Below are 16,785 nucleotides of genomic sequence, written 5' to 3'. Positions count from 1 at the left end.
GTGTGCTTAGAAGTTGGCGCCGAAGCTCAGGGCGACGAAGTCGCGGTCATTCACCGTGCTGAAATCACCACCGAAAAAGTTGGTGTAAGCCAGGCTGGCGGTGTAGGTGTTCTGGTACTCGGCATCCAGGCCCAGGCTGACGGCCTTTCGACCTTCCTCGAAGTTACCACCAGGGCCTGGCGAATAACCTTTTACGTCATGGGACCAGGCCACGTTTGGCTTGAGGTTGACGCCAGCGAACACATCCGGGTACTCCCAGATTGCACGCGCGCGGTAGCCCCATGAGGTGGCGGTGGTGAAGCCATCGTTATTGCAGTTGGTGTTGAGGTTGGCAGCATTGGCCTGGCCGCCGCCTTGAGCAGTGGAGTTGTTGAGTGCGGTACAGAAACCACCCGGCAACTGGCCCGGACCGAACACCGGATCGCGGCCATAACGCGCCTGGGACCTACTCTCCAGACCGCCCACGTGGGTCACGCCGATTTCACCGACGGTGGTCAAGCGACTGGCGCCCATGACTTGGTCGAAGAAGTGCGTGAAGGTGGTTTGGAACTGGGTGACTTCCTTGCGGTTGTAGCCATGCAAATCCTGACCCGGCGACCCTTTCAACACAGATGCATTATTGAAGGGCGGAAGGGGCGTGACACCGGCAAAGAGAATGTCTGTGGTACTCAGTTGGACCGGGGCATTAGGACGGTAGCTCAACTCGCCGCTCCATGCAGTCCCTGTGGGCAGGGTGGTGGAGAAACTCAAACCATAGAGACGGATATCTTCAGGGTACTCGACGAAATAATTGGAGTTACCGGCGACCACCAACGGACGCAATTGGCCAGGCACACCTGGCGTTGCGCCAGTGTAGGCCGATTGTGGGGCCCCCTGGGCACTGAAGATCGGCGCACGACTGTGGTAGTTCATGAAATAAGCGCCGAACTCTGTATCCAGAGGCTCGAAATTGTAATGGAACGCGACACCGAACTGACCACTGTCGCGCGCATCACGGTCCGGGCCGCGACGCACCAGTACGCCCTCGTTATTGACGTCGACGCCATTTGCGGCGAGCCCTGGCAGTACTCCGGCAGGGAGGAAGCGACGGCTGTTCAACACTCGCAAATTGTTACTGCAGCCATCGGAAATAACATCAGGTTGAGAGAAGAAAGTGCCGCAGTTATCGGTAACCGTCTGGTCCCACTCCAACTGATAAAAGGCTTCCGCCGACAAGTTATCGGTCAGCGTTTGCGACACATAGAACATGTTGACCGGAATCAAGCCTTCCTTGATTTCCGCACCTGGACGACGGAACGCAGACACGTCGATCGGGTTGATGGAGTTGATACCACCGCCGATGAAGGTACTTTCGCCCCAACTCACCACCTGCTTACCGAACCGCACGCTGCCCGGCTGATCGGCAATGGCATAGTTGTGATAGACGAAGGCGTCGAGAATCTGCCCGCCGGAAGACTTGGCGCCTTCCTTGCGATTGTTATCGCTGATGTCCTTGAACTCACGGCTTTCGTCCTTGAGTTCGAAGTCATACCAGTACTTGCCACGCACGAATACGCCAGTGTCGCCGTATTTCAATTCCAGATCGTGGATACCTTTGAAGATCTTCGAGAACGTTTCGCCACGCTTGAAGTTCAAGTGGCCGTCATCGGAGGTCTGGGACAACCCCTTGCCACCATTGTTGACACCAATGAGGTCACGGTTGGGCTTGGCTGTCGACCAGCTCGCCCCCACAGACAGCGACGAGTCAAAACTACCTTCGATTTCACCGATATTGAAACTGACGCCGAATGCGGGCCCGGCGAGCGTAGAGGCGAGACTGACGGCCAGGGGCAACTTTGCCCGGCGCCAGAACTGGTTTACTGAGGTCATCGACGCTACTCCATGTGCATTATTGTTATGGCAGTGAGTTCTGTCTGTGATGCTTGTAACGGCCGGAATACAACGATTCCAATGCCGCCTGGCAACTGAACCTCCATGGCCCGAAGCGACGCATCCTTGAAAAACTCTGGGTGGGACTATAGCCAGCAGGGGGTACCGCTTGATCCCTCTAAAGTGTGATTTGCATCACCAACCCGTCTGCCACAGCCCTTTCGCCATGTCGGCGAAGGCCGACGCGGCAAGGATGGCTGAAAATTGGCAAATCACAAGTGAAGGCGCGAGATAGAGCATCGCCGTGCCACGAAGGCACGGCAAATCAGCTCAGAGGGTGGACAGGAAGGTGCTGTTGTTGGCCTGCCATTCAATGATGTCAACGCGGATACGTTTTTTGTCGAGCTTGCCGACGCTGGTCTTGGGAATTTCCGTAACAACGGCGATCTGGCTCGGGATCGCCCACTTGCTCAAATGGCCCAATTCGACAAAAGGCTTGAGATGCTCCTTGAGCTCGCGGGCCCCAATCTCATGACCATCACGCACCACCAGCAACGCAAACGGGCGTTCGCCCCACTGCGGGTCGGCGATGCCCACCACCGCTACTTCGCGTACCGCCGGGTGACGGCTGACCAGGTCTTCGAGGGCCAGGGAGGAGATCCATTCGCCACCGGTCTTGATCACGTCCTTGATGCGGTCGCGAATATCGATCACGCCAAATGCATCGAGGGTGGCCACGTCGCCCGTGTGCATCCAGCCACCCGCCCACAGCTCGGCGCCCTTCTGCGGTTCGTTGTAATAACCCTCGGTCAGCCACGGCGCGCGCAGCACCAACTCGCCCTGAGACTCGCCGTCGGCGGGCAGGAAGTTACCCTCGGTGTCCATGATCGCCGCTTCCACCAATGGCCCAGGCACACCGGCCTTGATGCGGTAGGTGATGCGCTCGTCCTCGGTGCCGGCCATCAGTTCTTCGTTGAGGTGGGCGCAGGACACCAGCGGGCCCGTCTCGGACATGCCGTACGCGGCGGTCAGTTGAATCCCACGCGCCTTCGCCGCCTCATACAGCGTACGGTTGAGGGCGCTGCCGCCGATGACGATTTTCCAGCCGCCAAAATCCACGCCCTGGGCGGCCTTGGCGTTGAGCACCATTTGCAAAATGGTCGGCACGCAGTGGGAAAAGGTGACCTTCTCCTTGCGCCACAGCTCCACCAGGTATTCGGGGTCGTAGCGACCGGGGTAGACCTGTTTGAGACCGAGCATGGTCGCCACATACGGCAAGCCCCACGCATGCACGTGGAACATCGGCGTGATCGGCATGTACACGTCGTTGGTGCCCAGCAGGCGCACGCTGTCGACGCTGCCCATGATGGTCGCCACGCCGATGGTGTGCAGCACCAGTTGGCGATGGGTGAAGTACACGCCTTTCGGGTTACCGGTGGTGCCGGTGGTGTAGAAGGTAGTGGCGACGGAATTTTCGTCGAAATCCTGGAAGTCGTACTTCGGGCTGGCAGCGGCCAGCAGGGTTTCATACTCACCCACCAGGTTGGGCAACTCGGCGGTCTTGGCTTCGCCGTCGGTGAGCAGCAGGGTCTTTTCGACGGTGGTGAGGTGCCCGGCGATGGCCTGGTAGAGCCCCACAAACTCGCTGTTGACCAGCACGAAGCGGTCCTCGGCGTGGTTCATGGTGTAGAGAATCTGTTCCGGCGACAGGCGCACGTTGATGGTGTGGATTACCGCGCCGATCATCGGAATGGCGAACATGCATTCCAGGTAACGATGACTGTCCCAGTCCATCACCGCCACGGTATCACCGGCCTTGACCCCCGCTTCGCTGAGCACGTTAGCCAGGCGCGCGACCCGCTCGATCAGGGTCGGGTAGGTGTAGCGCAGTTTGTCGCGGTAGACAATTTCCCGGGTCTTCTCGTAGCGGGTTCCGGACATCAACAGGCGCTTGATCAACAACGGATATTGGTACGCACCTTCAGCGGGCGGAATAACACGGGTCTGCAACATACGAATCCCTTTTATGACTGCACGGTCTTGGCTTGAAGACCTGCACTGTAGAGAGGTTATGTTTCAGCTAAATCAGCCAAAGGAATGATTTGCGGAGGCTGGGAAATGCTAGCTTTACGCCACCACCCAGGAGCGATAGAAGTCAAATGTGGGAGGGGGCTTGCTCCCGATGGCGGTGGATCAGTCACTGCATGTGTCGACTGAAACATCGCCATCGGGAGCAAGCCCCCTTCCACACTGGATTGTGTTTACTTGAGAACAGCGTTTATTTCGCGCTGGTAAACGCCAGTTTCACGCCGATGGCAATCAACACCGCCCCCATGGTCCGATCAAACCAATGCCCCATCCGCGCAAAGCCTGCGCGTACGCGCTGCTGGCTGAACAGCATCGCCACCAGGCAGAACCACAACGCCGTCGCCACCGCCAGGTACACGCCGTAACCGGCCTGAATCGCCAGCGGCGTGTGCGGGTTGATCACCACGGTGAACAGCGACAGGAAGAACAACGTCGCCTTGGGATTCAAGCCGTTCGTCACGAAGCCTGCGGTAAACGCACCGCGCGGGGTGCGCTCGCCCGCTTCGCGGTGCAACTCGCCCTCGGCGGCTGGCTTGGCAGGTTTTGCGCGCAGGGCCTTGAAGCCGATGTACAGCAGGTAGGCGGCCGCCGCCCATTTCAGTGCGTTGAACAATACGATGGACTGGGACACGATCAGGCCGATGCCGAGCAACGAATAACCCACATGCAGGAAAATCGCCGAGCCCACGCCCAGCGCAGTCCAGGTTCCGGCGCGGCGGCCGTGGGTAACACTTTCGCGCACCACCACCGCGAAATCCGGGCCGGGACTGGCCACCGCCAACAGGTGAATCAGGGCTACGGTCAAAAACTCGGCGGCGTACATACTCACTCCATTAAGTAACGGATTATTTCATCTGATAGGCTCGGCAGATTACGCCTTCGAACCCTGTCGCAAAAGGTACAGTTGATGACGAACAATCACCGCGCCGTCTTCCTTGATCACCCGTCCCTGGATCTGGGCGACCTCGATCTCAGCGAGTTGCGAGACAGTTTCAGCGACTTGCAGTTGTTGACAGGCACCACGCCGCAGAATGTGGTCGAGCGCCTGCAAGGCGCGCAGGTGGCGATCAGTAACAAAATCCCGCTCAACAGCGAGACCCTGGCGGCCTGCCCGGAACTCAAGCTGATCCTGGTATCGGCCACCGGCACCAACAACGTTGACCTGGAGGCTGCCCGCGCCCATGGCATCACCGTGAGCAACTGCCAGGGCTACGGCACGCCGTCGGTGGCGCAGCACACGATCATGCTGTTGCTCAACCTGGCGACGCGCCTGAAGGACTATCAACGCGATGTGAGCGCCGGCAAATGGCAAGAGGCCAAGCAGTTCTGCCTGCTGGACCACCCGATTGTCGAGCTGGAAGGCAAAACCCTCGGCCTGCTGGGCCATGGCGAATTGGGCAGTGCTGTGGCGCGCCTGGCCGAAGCCTTCGGGATGCGCGTGCTACTCGGCGCGATTCCCGGGCGCCCCGCCCGTGCCGACCGCGTGCCGCTGGATGAATTGCTCGCGCAGGTAGACGCACTCACCTTGCACTGCCCGCTCAATGAACACACCCGCGACTTTATCGGCGCCCGTGAACTGGCGCTGCTCAAGCCCGGCGCGTTCATCGTCAACACCGCGCGCGGTGGTTTGATCAACGAACAGGCCCTGGCTGACGCGTTGCGCAGCGGCCACCTGGGCGGCGCAGCGACCGACGTGCTGAGTGTTGAGCCACCGGTCAATGGCAACCCGCTGCTGGCCGGCGATATTCCTCGACTGATCGTCACCCCGCACAATGCCTGGGGCAGCCGTGAAGCGCGGCAGCGTATCGTCGGCCAACTGGCGGAAAACGCACGGGGCTTTTTCTGCGGCGCCCCGCTGCGCGTCGTCAGTTGATAAACTGCGCCCCTTTTCAAGGAGCAGACCATGGATCCGCGCAGTGAAGTACTGCTTCGTCAGGCCGAACTTTTTCAAGGCAACCTGCTGCTGGTGGGCTTGCCCGCCGATGACCTGCTGGGTCGCCTGCCCAACGCCCACGGCTGGTGCTGGCACGCCGGCGACCAGGCGGCGCTCGACGCACGCTTCCCGGAGCGCAGCCAATTCGGCGTGAACGTGCCCGAGCGCGCGTTTGATGCAGCGGTGATCTTCCTGCCCAAGTCCAAGGACCTCACCGACTACCTGCTTAACGCGGTGGCAGCGCGCCTGCCCGGCGCCGAACTGTTTCTGGTCGGCGAGAAAAAAAGCGGCATCGAAAGCGCCGCCAAGCAGATGGCCCCCTTCGGCAAACCGCGCAAGCTCGACAACGCGCGGCATTGCCAGCTATGGCAAATCACCGTGGCCAATGCCCCGCAAGCGGTCGAGCTGGAGAGCCTGGCGCAGGTGTTCGACGTACCGCTGGCCGAAGGGCCGCTCAAGGTGGTGAGCCTGCCGGGTGTATTCAGCCACGGCCGCCTGGATCGCGGCACCGAGCTGTTGCTGGAGCACCTGGACAAACTGCCGAGCGGTCATTTGCTGGACTTCGGTTGCGGCGCCGGTGTGTTGGGCGCGGCGGTCAAACGTCGCTACCCGCACAACACCGTAACGATGCTGGATGTGGACGCGTTCGCCGCCGCCAGCAGTCGCTTGACCCTGGCCGCCAACGGGCTGGAAGCCGAGGTGCTGACCGGTGATGGCATCGACGCCGCGCCGATGGGTTTGAACGCGATTTTGAGCAACCCGCCGTTCCATGTCGGGGTGCATACCGATTATTTCGCCACCGAGAACTTGCTGCGAAAAGCGGCGAAACACCTGGCAAAAGGTGGCGAACTGCGTCTGGTCGCCAACAGTTTCCTGAAGTACCAGCCGTTGATCGAAGAGCATTTGGGCGTGTGTGCAATCAAGGCCGAGGGCAATGGTTTTCGCATCTACCGTGCCAAGCGCGGCTGACGGGCGTTTGAAAAAGAAGGCTTGCCGAATGGATTTTGCCTAGGCAGAATCCGCTCCGTCCTAGGGGAGTAGTCTCCCACGAGCGCCACGCTCGTCCGGCATACGTCAACATACTTGGTCAACAGGCCATGGCGTATGCGACCCAGGAGTCCGCACAGACGGACCGGGGTTTGACAAGACCTATGACACGCACACCTTACCCGGGGCGGGAAGGCTGTACGTGTCATAGCCGTGTCGACCCGCCCCTGGAAACCTACCTGATGCTGGATTCATTGCTCGTTCCTACCGCAATCGTTGCCTTGGCCGAAATCGGCGACAAGACGCAACTGCTCGCACTTATCCTTGCCGCGCGCTTTCGCAAGCCCTGGCCGATCATCGCCGGCATCGTTGCCGCGACCCTGGCCAACCATGCGGCGGCCGGTGCCGTGGGGGCGTGGTTCGGAAGTTTCTTCTCGGATGCGGTATTGCACTGGATTCTCGCGGCCAGCTTCTGCGCCACCGCGCTGTGGACCCTGGTGCCAGACAAACTCGACGATGACGAAGCCAGCACCACCCGCAAGTTCGGGCCGTTCCTGACTACGCTGATTGCATTCTTCCTGGCGGAAATCGGTGACAAGACCCAGATCGCCACGGTGATGCTCGCGGCGCAATACCCGGAACTGTGGCTGGTGATTATCGGCACCACCCTGGGCATGTTGATTGCCAACGTACCGGTGGTATTGGCGGGGAATTTTGCGGCGGAGAAACTGCCGCTGACGTTGATTCGTCGACTCGCGGCTACGGCGTTTTTTGTCCTGGCGATTGTGGCGGTGTACAAGGCCATGCAGAGCAGCGGCTGGATCTAGGGATCCAAGCCTGCAAACCCAATCCAATGTGGGAGGGGGCTTGCTCCCGATAGCGGCGGGTCAGCTAATGAATATTTGGCTGAGAGACCGCCATCGGGAGCAAGCCCCCTCCCACATTTAGATCTTCACATGACCTGGATTGTCAGGACTTCTTAGCCTTCTGGTAGAGCGGCATCACCTTCGGAATCGCCGCCTGCAACGAGGCGATCCGGCTGTCGGAGGCCGGGTGAGTGCTCATGAATTCCGGTGGCGCGCCTTCGGAAGCCTTGGCCATCTTGTTCCACAGCGTGATGGCCGCGTTCGGGTTGTAGCCGGCGCGGGCCGCCAGTTCCAGGCCGATCAGGTCCGCTTCGTTTTCATTGCTGCGGCTGTTGGGCAAGGTCATGCCGTAGTTGGCCACGGTATCGGCCAGCGCCAGGCTGTCCTGGCCCAGGCCGAACAACGCACCGGCGCCCTGCTTGGCCATCTCGATGCCGTAGGCCTTGGACATGGCTTCGCGGCCGTGCTCACGCAATGCGTGGGCAATTTCATGGCCCATCACGGCGGCCAGTTCATCATCGGTGAGCTTGAGGTTGTCGATCAACGCGCTGTACACGAAGATCTTGCCGCCAGGCCCGCAATTGGCGTTCATCTCATCGCTTTTGATCAGGTTCACTTCCCACTTCCACTGCGCCGCATCCGGGCGGAAGGTGGGCGCCTGGGCGATCAGGCGATTGGCGATAGCCTGCACGCGCTTGGCATTGGCGCTGGTCTTGTCCAACTGACCTTTGCTACTGGCTTCGCCCAGGGTCTGCTGATAAGACTGGGCGTACATCTGGTCGACTTCCTGGCTCGACAGCATGCTGAACATATATTGCTTGCGCTCAACCCCAACGGCGCCGCCGCTGGTGGTGTTGACCGACTGACATCCGGCCAGCAACACGCCTGCTGCCAATACACTTACAGCCAATGATTTCTTCATCAATACACTCTCCCTGAAAAGACGCCCTGAAAACATGGCGCGTATCGTAGGCGCTCATTTGTATCAGCGCTAGATACACCAGACGTGTAACCGCTGATTTTCAGACACATCCCACAGCACTCGACAACGGCGCTTGACCAATCAGTTCAAGGCTCAAGCCGGGGTCAGGCACTCCGGCCCGTTGAGCTTGGGATCATTGACCATGTTGGCCAGAACCCGCTCGCGCAACGCGACCGGCTCACTGGCCAGCAAACCTTGCAACACATGCAAGGGCGTCTCGGGATCGAGCCAGGCGGCCTGCCCCGCCGCGTCCAGAATCAACGGCCGGCGCTGACTCTGGGCGGCCTGGGTCACTACCGCCGTGCTCAGCCACACCTGCTCCTGCACGGGGTACGCCTCCCAGATCGCTGCAAAAAACAGGGTAGAGCCCTCCCCCGGTGTCAACCAGTACGGGCGTTTGCGCTGGGTGCCGCGCCATTCGTAGAAACCGTTGGCCGGCAGCAGGCAACGGCGCTGGCGAAACGCTTCGCGAAACATCGGTTGCTCGGCCAGGGTTTCGGCACGGGCATGGGCCGGAGTGCGTGAAAGGTCCGTCAGCCAGGGCGGCGTCAGGCCCCAGCGAGCGCGGGCCAGGGTGCGCTGGCCGTCGCTCTGGCGCTGGATGAGCACCGAATCATTCGGGGAGATGTTCCACTGGGCCTGCTGGTCGGGCGGGAAGCCCGGCAAGGCAGCAAAGGTGGGGTTCCAGCGAAACAGGGCATAACGTCCACACATGGGGCAACACGACTCTTGGGGTAAACCGACCGACAGCCTAACAGACCAATACGTCGGGGAAGCTGTCGGGTTCATCACCGGGCAGGGGTTGCGCACCGATATAGGCGGTAATCAACTCGCGGGCTTCAGCCGCCCGGTCGTTATCCACTTCCAGCCCCAGCAGGCCAAAGATCGGCAACTCCCCCGTGCCGCCGAGCAGATGGCGCCCTACCAGGTGCGCTTCAATGCCCTCGCTGGCGAGCATTTGCTGCAACAGCTCGCCTTCCATCAGGTTTTCCGGTTCGTAGATTCGCTGCATGGGCGTACCTGTTATTCGTTTTCACTGCGGGTTTCGAGCATCCACTCTTCACCATGGACCTGCAGGTTGAAAATGATCGGTCGGCAACACACCTGACAGTCCTCTATGTAGGTCTGGTCACCGCCGGATAAATCCACCGAGGTCTCTACCGCTTCACCACAATAAGGACAATCGTACAGCGCAGTTTCCAGCATCGCAGTCTCCCAAGTGACTTGTGCGTATAATCGCCGGTCTATTTACAGGGCTATTTTCCGGCCGGGCCAATTACCCGGACCGCACCCTGGTATTTCCTCTACTTACCCTAGCCGTTTCTAACAAGAGAGCATGATGGGCGAATTCGATACCATCCGACCTTACAACGACAGCGAAGTCCCGGCAGTGCTGGCCCGGCTGTTCAGTGACAAGGCCTTTCTGGACATCCTGACCCACTTTCGCTTCCCGCGCTTTGCCGGCGCCCTGGGCTGGCTGCTCAAGCCGATGATCGCCCGCAAATTGCGCCGTGAGTTCGCCGGTGTCACCACCGTGGCCACGCTGCAGGACAAAGTCGAGTATTACGTCGACCATACCATTGACCGGGCGACCGACGGCGTTACCTATACCGGCGTGGAACAGCTCAAATCGGGCACCGCCTATGTGTTTTTAGCCAACCATCGCGACATCGTGATGGACCCGGCCTTCGTCAACTATGCCGTGTACCACGCCGGCCTGCCGACGCCACGCATCGCCATCGGCGACAACCTGCTGCAAAAGCCGTTTGTCAGCGACCTGATGCGCCTGAACAAGAGCTTCATCGTGCACCGCTCGATCACCGGGCGAAAGGAAAAAATGGCGGCGTTCAACCTGCTGTCGGCCTACATCAACCATTCGATCCGCAACGACTGCCAGTCGATCTGGATCGCCCAGGCCGAAGGCCGCGCCAAGGATGGGGATGACCGCACCGAGTCGGCGATCCTCAAGATGTTCCATGTCAGCCGCAAGGACGAGCCGTTTGCCGAGGTGATCCAGTCCCTGAACCTGACGCCGGTGTCCATCAGCTACGAGTACGACCCGTGCGATGCAGCCAAGGCCCGCGAGTTGTATATCCGCGCCACCACCGGCACCTACGTCAAGGCGCAGGGCGAAGATGACGTGAGCATTGCCCTGGGCATCACCGGCTACAAAGGCCGCGTACATATCAACTTCGCGCCGCCGATTACCGAGCGTTTCGAAGACACCAAAGTGCTGGCCGTGGAAATGGATCGGCAGATTCTCGGCGGCTACCGGCTGTTCCCGGTGCACTACCTGGCGTACGCCCAGTGGAGCGATGCCGACCCGCAGTTGCAGGTGCCGAAGGCGGCCGACGTGTTCCCGGCCGATGAACTGGCCAAGGCGAAGGCTGAATGGGAGCGTCGCTTGAACGAGTGCCCACCCGAGCATCGGCCGTTCCTGGTGGTGCAATATGCGACGCCGGTGCGCAATCAGTACCGGGTCAAGGCTGGTATCCCGCTGTAAACACCGATCAAAAAAATGTGGGAGGGGGCTTGCTCCCGATGACAGTGTGTCAGTCGACATCTTAATTGACTGATACACCGCTATCGGGGGCAAGCCCCCTCCCACATTTGCTTCGCAGTGTTCTTAAAGATGAGTACTGATCCAAGAAATCAGCAGCGCCAGCCCAAGGCAGGCGAACCCGATGCGGTAAGCCACACGATTTGCCCGCTCGGCGCGCACATCCAGGAACAGCATGGGCTGGTCGATCGCGCGCTCTTCACTTTGCGCAGCCAGGTCAGCCATGGCGCGTTGCTCGCGCAGGCGGGTGATGAACAGCAGCGCTGCACCTGGGCAGGCCACCAATAAAGCCACGGCATTAATCAATAGTGCGGGAAGCGCCATCGCAGACCTCAATAAAACAGTGTTGTGGTATCGATTCAGATACAAACCTGAACGATAGTGGCCTCCGGCGCTTGAAATGCTCCCTCCCCCATTGACGGCTAATGTATCCAGTAATTTACGGCGTCACCTGAACGTCACCTTAACAAGCCACTCTGTTGCCCTTCGAACATTCAGGAGCTTGTCATGCTGCACGCGCACAACCAGGATCGGCTGTATCTGATAGCCCCAAGCGATGAGCAGGAAGCGCTGATCGGCGGCCTCGCGTTCAACGTGCAGGACCGCCACTGGTTGGTGTATTGCGCCCTTGGCGGGCACCAGCATGCGGACTTGCCGGAGGCCGATCTGTTGACGGGGGTGAGCATGCTGGACTTTTGTATCGACACCGCGGCGTGAAACTGAAGGCATAAAAAAACCGGGCTCATCGCTGAGCCCGGTTTTTTGTTTGAGCGGTTACTGCGAGCTGAGCAATGAACCGATGCTTGGATCCTTGAACAGGCGGGTCAAGGCGTCACTCAGGACGTCGCTGACCAGCTTGGTGTTGGTTTCCTGGTTCGGCGACATGCCAAAGCGCTGGTTCAGCGACGCACCGTAACGGCCGCTGTAGCGACGGGTACCGGCGGTGACGTCGGACTTGAACGTTGCGCCGATGGCCGCTTCAGTCACATACAGGCCTTCTTTGGGCGACTGGTACTTCAGCTCAGCCAAGGTGATGGTCAACTGGGGAGCGCCTGGGGCGTTGGGGCTCGGGGTGAAGCCCAACAGGCGCACGGCCGCTTCAGCCTGCGCTTGCAGCTTGGGCAGCACGTCCTGGCCGGTCACCGAGATGAGCGCGGTCTCCGGATACAGGCCGCCGCGAGAGCCCAGGGTCGGCGACGGACGACCGTCCACCACACGCACCGACACCGGCTGACCGTGACCCACCGGGGCCAACTGCGTGGTGAGTTTCGGTTGCGGGCTGAGTTGTTGCGGGCTGTTGGCGCAGCCAACCAGGGTCAAACTGGTCACAGTGATCAAACCGAACAACAGGCGTTGCAACATGCGCTTCTCTCCAGAAATCAGGTACCGACAGGCCGGCAGTATAGCGGGGCGCCACTGCAGTGAACTAGCGTCAGTTACAACCTATGACCCAGCGCCGCCGCTGCGGTTCGATGTAACCCAGATGTCACAGGCCTTACATGGGCTCGTCATCCCGGGCTGGCATGCTTGGTCTCAATCTCAGGAGGTTGATCGCCATGCATTTTCTCTGGTCGCTGTTTACGCGCAAGCCCGCCCTTCGCCAGTTCGCCCTGCTCGATGCGCAAGGCTGCTGCCAGGCGTTCAAAGAGTGCAGCCAGCCTCCCGTCGGCGACGGCTGGGTGGAAATCGAAGAAATTCGCCTGAGCTGGATGCATCGTCCGTTGCCGGCCCGCGCCCGTGTAAGCCCACGCCCTGCGCGGTCGCCCCGTCACCAGCCGTTGGCCGCTTGACCAAACGCCTAATAAAAGTCATAAAACACGCCCATTTCTCCGGCGTTCTTCGCTACAATCTCCCCCCGATTATAAGGACGTCTCCTGATCGGGCCTCGCAGCATCGTTAATGCCTCGGTATTAACCCCAAGAATCGCCCACAGAGAGCCGCCCACACAGATCGAGTGAAGCTGGCGCGCTTGCTGTTTCCTTTGCAAACCACCCGTCTTTACCGAATCTGCCAGAGCTGCCATTGCGCTCGGCCACTTGAGTTGTTTGCCCGTTTTGCCGCATGTCGGCAGAAGTTTGCGGGCCAGGTGCCAGGCTGGGGCAGCCCTTTTTTGAGGTTCACGTCTTCAAAAGAGCGTGAAAAAAACGGGTTTTCACAACTTCACAAGAGTGTGGCGAGCAAATGAATAGTTTGGCGTTTGTACAAGCACCATCAGCGTCTGGAACAGCCCAACCACACAGGACCGAGTACTCCGCAAACACCGGAGCTTGAGCCTGTCCGCTACGGATTGATTGCACGAATCGCACGCTTTGACCATAAGTCGAATTGCCACAGGCGCCCATGAATGCGTTCATAGGCAGATTAGGCCCGGCAGGAAGCGTGTGCTGAACTTGCAAAGAATTGCGAAACGGACATGGCGATCCTTGCCATGGGTAACCTGGGGCAACACGTGAACCGCCCCGTCACTCCTGGCAGCCATGCCGTCAATTTGGTGCTGCAGATTTTGGAGACGCGTTAAATGGCGCATAACGAAGCAGTCGACGTAGTACTGGTAGGGGCCGGCATCATGAGTGCCACCCTGGCCGTACTGCTCAAAGAGCTCGACCCCGGCCTCAAGCTGGAAGTCGTTGAGCTGATGGATTCGGGTGCCGCGGAAAGTTCCAACCCGTGGAACAACGCCGGTACCGGCCACGCCGGGCTGTGTGAGCTGAACTACACGCCCCAGGCCGCCGATGGCTCCATCGACATCAAGAAAGCCGTGCACATCAACACCCAGTTCGAGGTGTCGAAGCAGTTCTGGGCCTACCTGACCAAGAAGGGCACCTTTGGCTCGTCCAAGTCCTTTATCAGCCCGGTGCCGCACCTGAGCTTCGTGCAGGGCGAAAAAGGCGTGGACTTCCTCAAGAAGCGCTTTGAAACCCTCAGCCAGCACCATGCGTTTTCGGACATGCACTACACCGAAGACCGCAACGAGATGGCCGAGTGGATGCCATTGATGATGCCGGGCCGCCCGCTCGACGAAAAAATCGCCGCCACCCGCGTGATGAATGGCACCGACGTCAACTTCGGCGCCCTGACCAACCAGTTGCTCAGCCACCTGACCAGCTCACCGGACGCCCAGGTCAAGTACAGCAAGCGCGTCACCGGCCTCAAGCGTAACGGCGCCGGCTGGACCGTGAGCATCAAGGACGTCAACAGCGGCAACAGTCGCGAAGTGGACGCCAAGTTCGTATTCCTCGGCGCCGGTGGCGCGGCCCTGCCGCTGCTGCAAGCCTCGGGTATCGAAGAAAGCAAAGGTTTTGGCGGCTTCCCGGTCAGCGGCCAGTGGCTGCGTTGCGACAACCCGGAAGTGGTCAAGCACCACCAGGCCAAGGTCTATAGCCAGGCCGCCGTGGGCTCGCCGCCGATGTCCGTGCCGCACCTGGACACCCGCGTAGTCGACGGCAAGAAATCCCTGCTGTTCGGGCCATACGCCGGCTTTACCACCAAGTTCCTCAAGCACGGCTCGTTCCTCGACCTGCCGCTGTCGGTTCGCGCCGGCAATATCGGCCCGATGCTGGCCGTGGCCCGCGACAACATGGACCTGACCAAGTACCTGGTCAGCGAAGTGATGCAGTCCATGGAACAGCGCCTGGAATCCCTGCGCCGTTTCTACCCCGAGGCGAAAGCCGAAGACTGGCGCCTGGAAGTGGCCGGCCAACGGGTGCAGATCATCAAGAAAGACCCGAAAAAAGGCGGCGTGCTGCAATTTGGCACCGAGTTGGTCGCGGCCAAGGACGGTTCGCTGGCCGCGCTGCTGGGGGCCTCCCCAGGCGCCTCGGTGACCGTGTCGATCATGCTGGAACTGATCGAGCGCTGCTTCCCGGAGAAAACTGCCGGTGAGTGGGCGACCAAGCTGCACGAGATCTTCCCGGCTCGGGAGAAGGTCCTGGAGACTGATGCTGAGCTGTATCGCAAGATCAACGCGCAGAACAACATCAGCCTGGAGCTGGTTGAGCAGAGCAACCAGGCCGAGAGCTACGCCTAAGGCATTGCCGCAATAAAAAACGCCCCGCTCTCACGATGAGAACGGGGCGTTTTTTATGGCCAGGAAGAATCAGCCGCGGGCGTTGTCGATCAGCTCGATGTACTCGGCGGCGTTACGCTGGTCCTTGATCAGGTCGACGAAGGTCTGACCGTGCTCATCCTTGCCATCCAGGTCCAGGCCGGCCTCCTTGAAAAAGCCCAGGAAGCGCTCGAAGTCGTCGATACGCAGGCCGCGGTAGGCCTTGATCAGTTTGTGCAGGGACGGGGAAGTCGCGTCAACCGGCTCGAAGTCCAGGAACAACTTGATCTGATCGTCGCCGATCTCGTCACCAATCACCTGTTTCTTATCTTTACGCATTACCGACTCCAGCCAGCAGACATTTACACGGGGTTTGAAGTCTACCTGCGAGGCGCGGGCTTCGAAAGCGCTGAAGAACCAATGAGGGAGCAAGCCCCCTTCCACAGTTGGATCTTCAGTGTTGTTGCTATTTGGTACGAACAGCACCGGTATGCAAATCCGCCCAGATATGCCCGTTGGCGTAACTGAGGAACTGCACATACACCGTGTCATTGCGCAGCAGGTCGACAATCACTCGGTACTGGGTCAGCGGGTACGACAGGGTCAAGGTTTTACTCTTGTCATCGTATGCCGGCTTTTTCAGGCTTTTGCTTTCGGCATCGAAGTTGAGCACCACCTGATTGATGCTCGCGCCTTTGTTCAGGGACTTGCCCTTGAGGCGGATCATCAGCGGGGAGGTCACCGGAATCGGCTGTTGCGTGGATTGACGCTGGTTGCCCACCACCACCGCGTACTCGGTGACTTGCAACAGCTGTTGCTGGTCAGGGCTTTCGGCGCGCAGGGTGAGATCGTCCGGCGGCAGGAACTGCGCATGCATCGGCGCAGGCGCCGCAGCCAGCGGCAGACTGAAGGTCAACGCCAGGGCGGCGCAGGTGCGTATCAACAGGCTCATGGGCCGCTCCGCAAGAGGTGGCCCAGCACTGTAGCTCAATCGAACTGGGCAAGCATCCAACGTTGATACTCGGCCACGTTGGCGTCGCCTTCACGGGGCGCCCAATCGGCCAGTTCGCCTTCGCCCACCGGCCGATAAGGCCCGGCCTTGCACTCGAACATCACCGTATCGGGCGCCAGTACCACCAGGCCATGGAACACGCCGGGCGGCAGGTCGACGCCCGAACATTCACCGCCGGCCTGCATCACACGCTTGGCGAGCACCTCGCCGGTATCGCTGAACACCAGCAAGCCCAAGCGGCCCTGGAGAACCAGCAAGGTTTCCGCCTTGTCCGCGCTCAAGTGCCGATGTGGCGGCACATACGTGCTGGGCTGCAGGCCCACGGCCAACCGATGGCACGGCTCGTCCATCTGATGGAAGTTGTGATGATGCCGGCCACGGGGGCTGGCGGCCGCTTTCTCGGCCAGCTCGGCAAACAGTGTCTGATCAAGAAAGCGAGTCAT

19 protein-coding genes and 1 riboswitch are annotated in these 16,785 nt (G+C 60.2%); of the genes, 7 read left to right on the top strand and 12 right to left on the bottom strand.

Annotation, left to right across the window (positions count from 1 at the left end):
• Positions 1–6: 6 nt before the first annotated feature.
• The 3 genes from FIV39_RS01280 to FIV39_RS01270 all read right to left on the bottom strand — a co-directional run bounded on the left by FIV39_RS01280 (position 7) and on the right by FIV39_RS01270 (position 4,780).
• Positions 7–1,869 carry a DUF1302 domain-containing protein gene (locus FIV39_RS01280; RefSeq protein ID WP_090409359.1) on the bottom strand — a complete coding sequence of 621 codons (1,863 nt, stop codon included), beginning with the start codon at positions 1,867–1,869 and terminating at the stop codon, positions 7–9.
• A 330-nt stretch (positions 1,870–2,199) separates the two neighbouring features.
• Positions 2,200–3,882, bottom strand: coding sequence for a fatty acid--CoA ligase (locus FIV39_RS01275; protein ID WP_090409362.1), 1,683 nt, complete (start codon positions 3,880–3,882; stop codon positions 2,200–2,202).
• A 265-nt stretch (positions 3,883–4,147) separates the two neighbouring features.
• Positions 4,148–4,780, bottom strand: a complete 633-nt coding sequence (locus FIV39_RS01270) for a LysE family translocator (RefSeq protein WP_065938546.1) — start codon at positions 4,778–4,780, stop codon at positions 4,148–4,150.
• A gap of 84 nt (positions 4,781–4,864) precedes the next feature.
• Here FIV39_RS01270 and FIV39_RS01265 point away from each other — a divergent pair, with 84 nt between their 5' ends.
• The 3 genes from FIV39_RS01265 to FIV39_RS01255 all read left to right on the top strand — a co-directional run bounded on the left by FIV39_RS01265 (position 4,865) and on the right by FIV39_RS01255 (position 7,704).
• Positions 4,865–5,830, top strand: a complete 966-nt coding sequence (locus FIV39_RS01265; RefSeq protein ID WP_090409365.1) for a 2-hydroxyacid dehydrogenase — start codon at positions 4,865–4,867, stop codon at positions 5,828–5,830.
• A gap of 30 nt (positions 5,831–5,860) precedes the next feature.
• Positions 5,861–6,859 (top strand): class I SAM-dependent methyltransferase, encoded by a 999-nt coding sequence (locus FIV39_RS01260; RefSeq protein ID WP_090409368.1) that lies wholly within the window; start codon positions 5,861–5,863, stop codon positions 6,857–6,859.
• Between the two features lie 50 nt (positions 6,860–6,909).
• A riboswitch (yybP-ykoY riboswitch) is annotated at positions 6,910–7,031 on the top strand.
• Between the two features lie 88 nt (positions 7,032–7,119).
• Positions 7,120–7,704: a TMEM165/GDT1 family protein gene (locus FIV39_RS01255; protein WP_005784895.1), complete on the top strand. Its 585-nt coding sequence runs from the start codon at positions 7,120–7,122 to the stop codon at positions 7,702–7,704.
• Between the two features lie 142 nt (positions 7,705–7,846).
• Here the strand turns inward: FIV39_RS01255 and FIV39_RS01250 are convergent, their stop codons facing one another.
• The 4 genes from FIV39_RS01250 to FIV39_RS01235 form a co-directional block, all read right to left on the bottom strand.
• The gene (locus FIV39_RS01250) at positions 7,847–8,665 is read right to left on the bottom strand and encodes a M48 family metallopeptidase (protein WP_090409371.1); all 819 of its coding nucleotides are present in this window, start codon (positions 8,663–8,665) and stop codon (positions 7,847–7,849) included.
• Positions 8,666–8,818: 153 nt separating this feature from the next.
• A complete protein-coding gene (locus FIV39_RS01245; protein ID WP_090409374.1) occupies positions 8,819–9,439 on the bottom strand; it encodes an SOS response-associated peptidase in 621 nt (206 codons plus the stop codon).
• A 37-nt stretch (positions 9,440–9,476) separates the two neighbouring features.
• On the bottom strand, positions 9,477–9,737 hold the full coding sequence (locus FIV39_RS01240; protein WP_027604786.1) for a putative signal transducing protein: 261 nt from the start codon (positions 9,735–9,737) through the stop codon (positions 9,477–9,479).
• An 11-nt stretch (positions 9,738–9,748) separates the two neighbouring features.
• Positions 9,749–9,931 carry a CPXCG motif-containing cysteine-rich protein gene (locus FIV39_RS01235; RefSeq protein WP_053131495.1) on the bottom strand — a complete coding sequence of 61 codons (183 nt, stop codon included), beginning with the start codon at positions 9,929–9,931 and terminating at the stop codon, positions 9,749–9,751.
• 133 nt (positions 9,932–10,064) lie between these two features.
• Here FIV39_RS01235 and FIV39_RS01230 point away from each other — a divergent pair, with 133 nt between their 5' ends.
• Complete coding sequence (locus FIV39_RS01230) at positions 10,065–11,228, top strand: 1-acyl-sn-glycerol-3-phosphate acyltransferase (RefSeq protein WP_186731494.1); 1,164 nt, start codon at positions 10,065–10,067, stop codon at positions 11,226–11,228.
• Between the two features lie 123 nt (positions 11,229–11,351).
• Here FIV39_RS01230 and FIV39_RS01225 read toward each other — a convergent pair whose 3' ends face one another.
• Positions 11,352–11,609: a hypothetical protein gene (locus tag FIV39_RS01225; protein ID WP_090409381.1), complete on the bottom strand. Its 258-nt coding sequence runs from the start codon at positions 11,607–11,609 to the stop codon at positions 11,352–11,354.
• 183 nt (positions 11,610–11,792) lie between these two features.
• Between FIV39_RS01225 and FIV39_RS01220 the strand changes: the two genes are divergently transcribed.
• Positions 11,793–12,002: a hypothetical protein gene (locus FIV39_RS01220; RefSeq protein ID WP_090409383.1), complete on the top strand. Its 210-nt coding sequence runs from the start codon at positions 11,793–11,795 to the stop codon at positions 12,000–12,002.
• Positions 12,003–12,059: 57 nt separating this feature from the next.
• On the opposite strand, the gene FIV39_RS01215 is transcribed toward FIV39_RS01220, so the two are convergent.
• Positions 12,060–12,647 carry a YajG family lipoprotein gene (locus FIV39_RS01215; protein ID WP_053131509.1) on the bottom strand — a complete coding sequence of 196 codons (588 nt, stop codon included), beginning with the start codon at positions 12,645–12,647 and terminating at the stop codon, positions 12,060–12,062.
• 194 nt (positions 12,648–12,841) lie between these two features.
• Between FIV39_RS01215 and FIV39_RS01210 the strand changes: the two genes are divergently transcribed.
• Positions 12,842–13,075 (top strand): hypothetical protein, encoded by a 234-nt coding sequence (locus FIV39_RS01210; protein ID WP_090409386.1) that lies wholly within the window; start codon positions 12,842–12,844, stop codon positions 13,073–13,075.
• 728 nt (positions 13,076–13,803) lie between these two features.
• Complete coding sequence (gene mqo / locus FIV39_RS01205) at positions 13,804–15,312, top strand: malate dehydrogenase (quinone) (RefSeq protein WP_090409388.1); 1,509 nt, start codon at positions 13,804–13,806, stop codon at positions 15,310–15,312.
• 69 nt (positions 15,313–15,381) lie between these two features.
• Here the strand turns inward: mqo and FIV39_RS01200 are convergent, their stop codons facing one another.
• The 3 genes from FIV39_RS01200 to FIV39_RS01190 all read right to left on the bottom strand — a co-directional run bounded on the left by FIV39_RS01200 (position 15,382) and on the right by FIV39_RS01190 (position 16,785).
• Positions 15,382–15,669 carry a PA4642 family protein gene (locus tag FIV39_RS01200; protein WP_003188614.1) on the bottom strand — a complete coding sequence of 96 codons (288 nt, stop codon included), beginning with the start codon at positions 15,667–15,669 and terminating at the stop codon, positions 15,382–15,384.
• 127 nt (positions 15,670–15,796) lie between these two features.
• Entirely contained in the window at positions 15,797–16,282 is a 486-nt protein-coding gene (locus FIV39_RS01195) for a hypothetical protein (RefSeq protein WP_090409391.1), read from the bottom strand.
• Positions 16,283–16,317: 35 nt separating this feature from the next.
• The gene (locus FIV39_RS01190; protein ID WP_090409393.1) at positions 16,318–16,785 is read right to left on the bottom strand and encodes a WbuC family cupin fold metalloprotein; all 468 of its coding nucleotides are present in this window, start codon (positions 16,783–16,785) and stop codon (positions 16,318–16,320) included.

It is taken from the genome of Pseudomonas grimontii, from assembly GCF_007858185.1.
In the GTDB taxonomy this organism is placed as follows: domain Bacteria; phylum Pseudomonadota; class Gammaproteobacteria; order Pseudomonadales; family Pseudomonadaceae; genus Aquipseudomonas; species Aquipseudomonas grimontii.
Note: the sequence above shows the minus strand (reverse complement) of the source record. Positions and strands in the feature narration are given on the sequence as shown.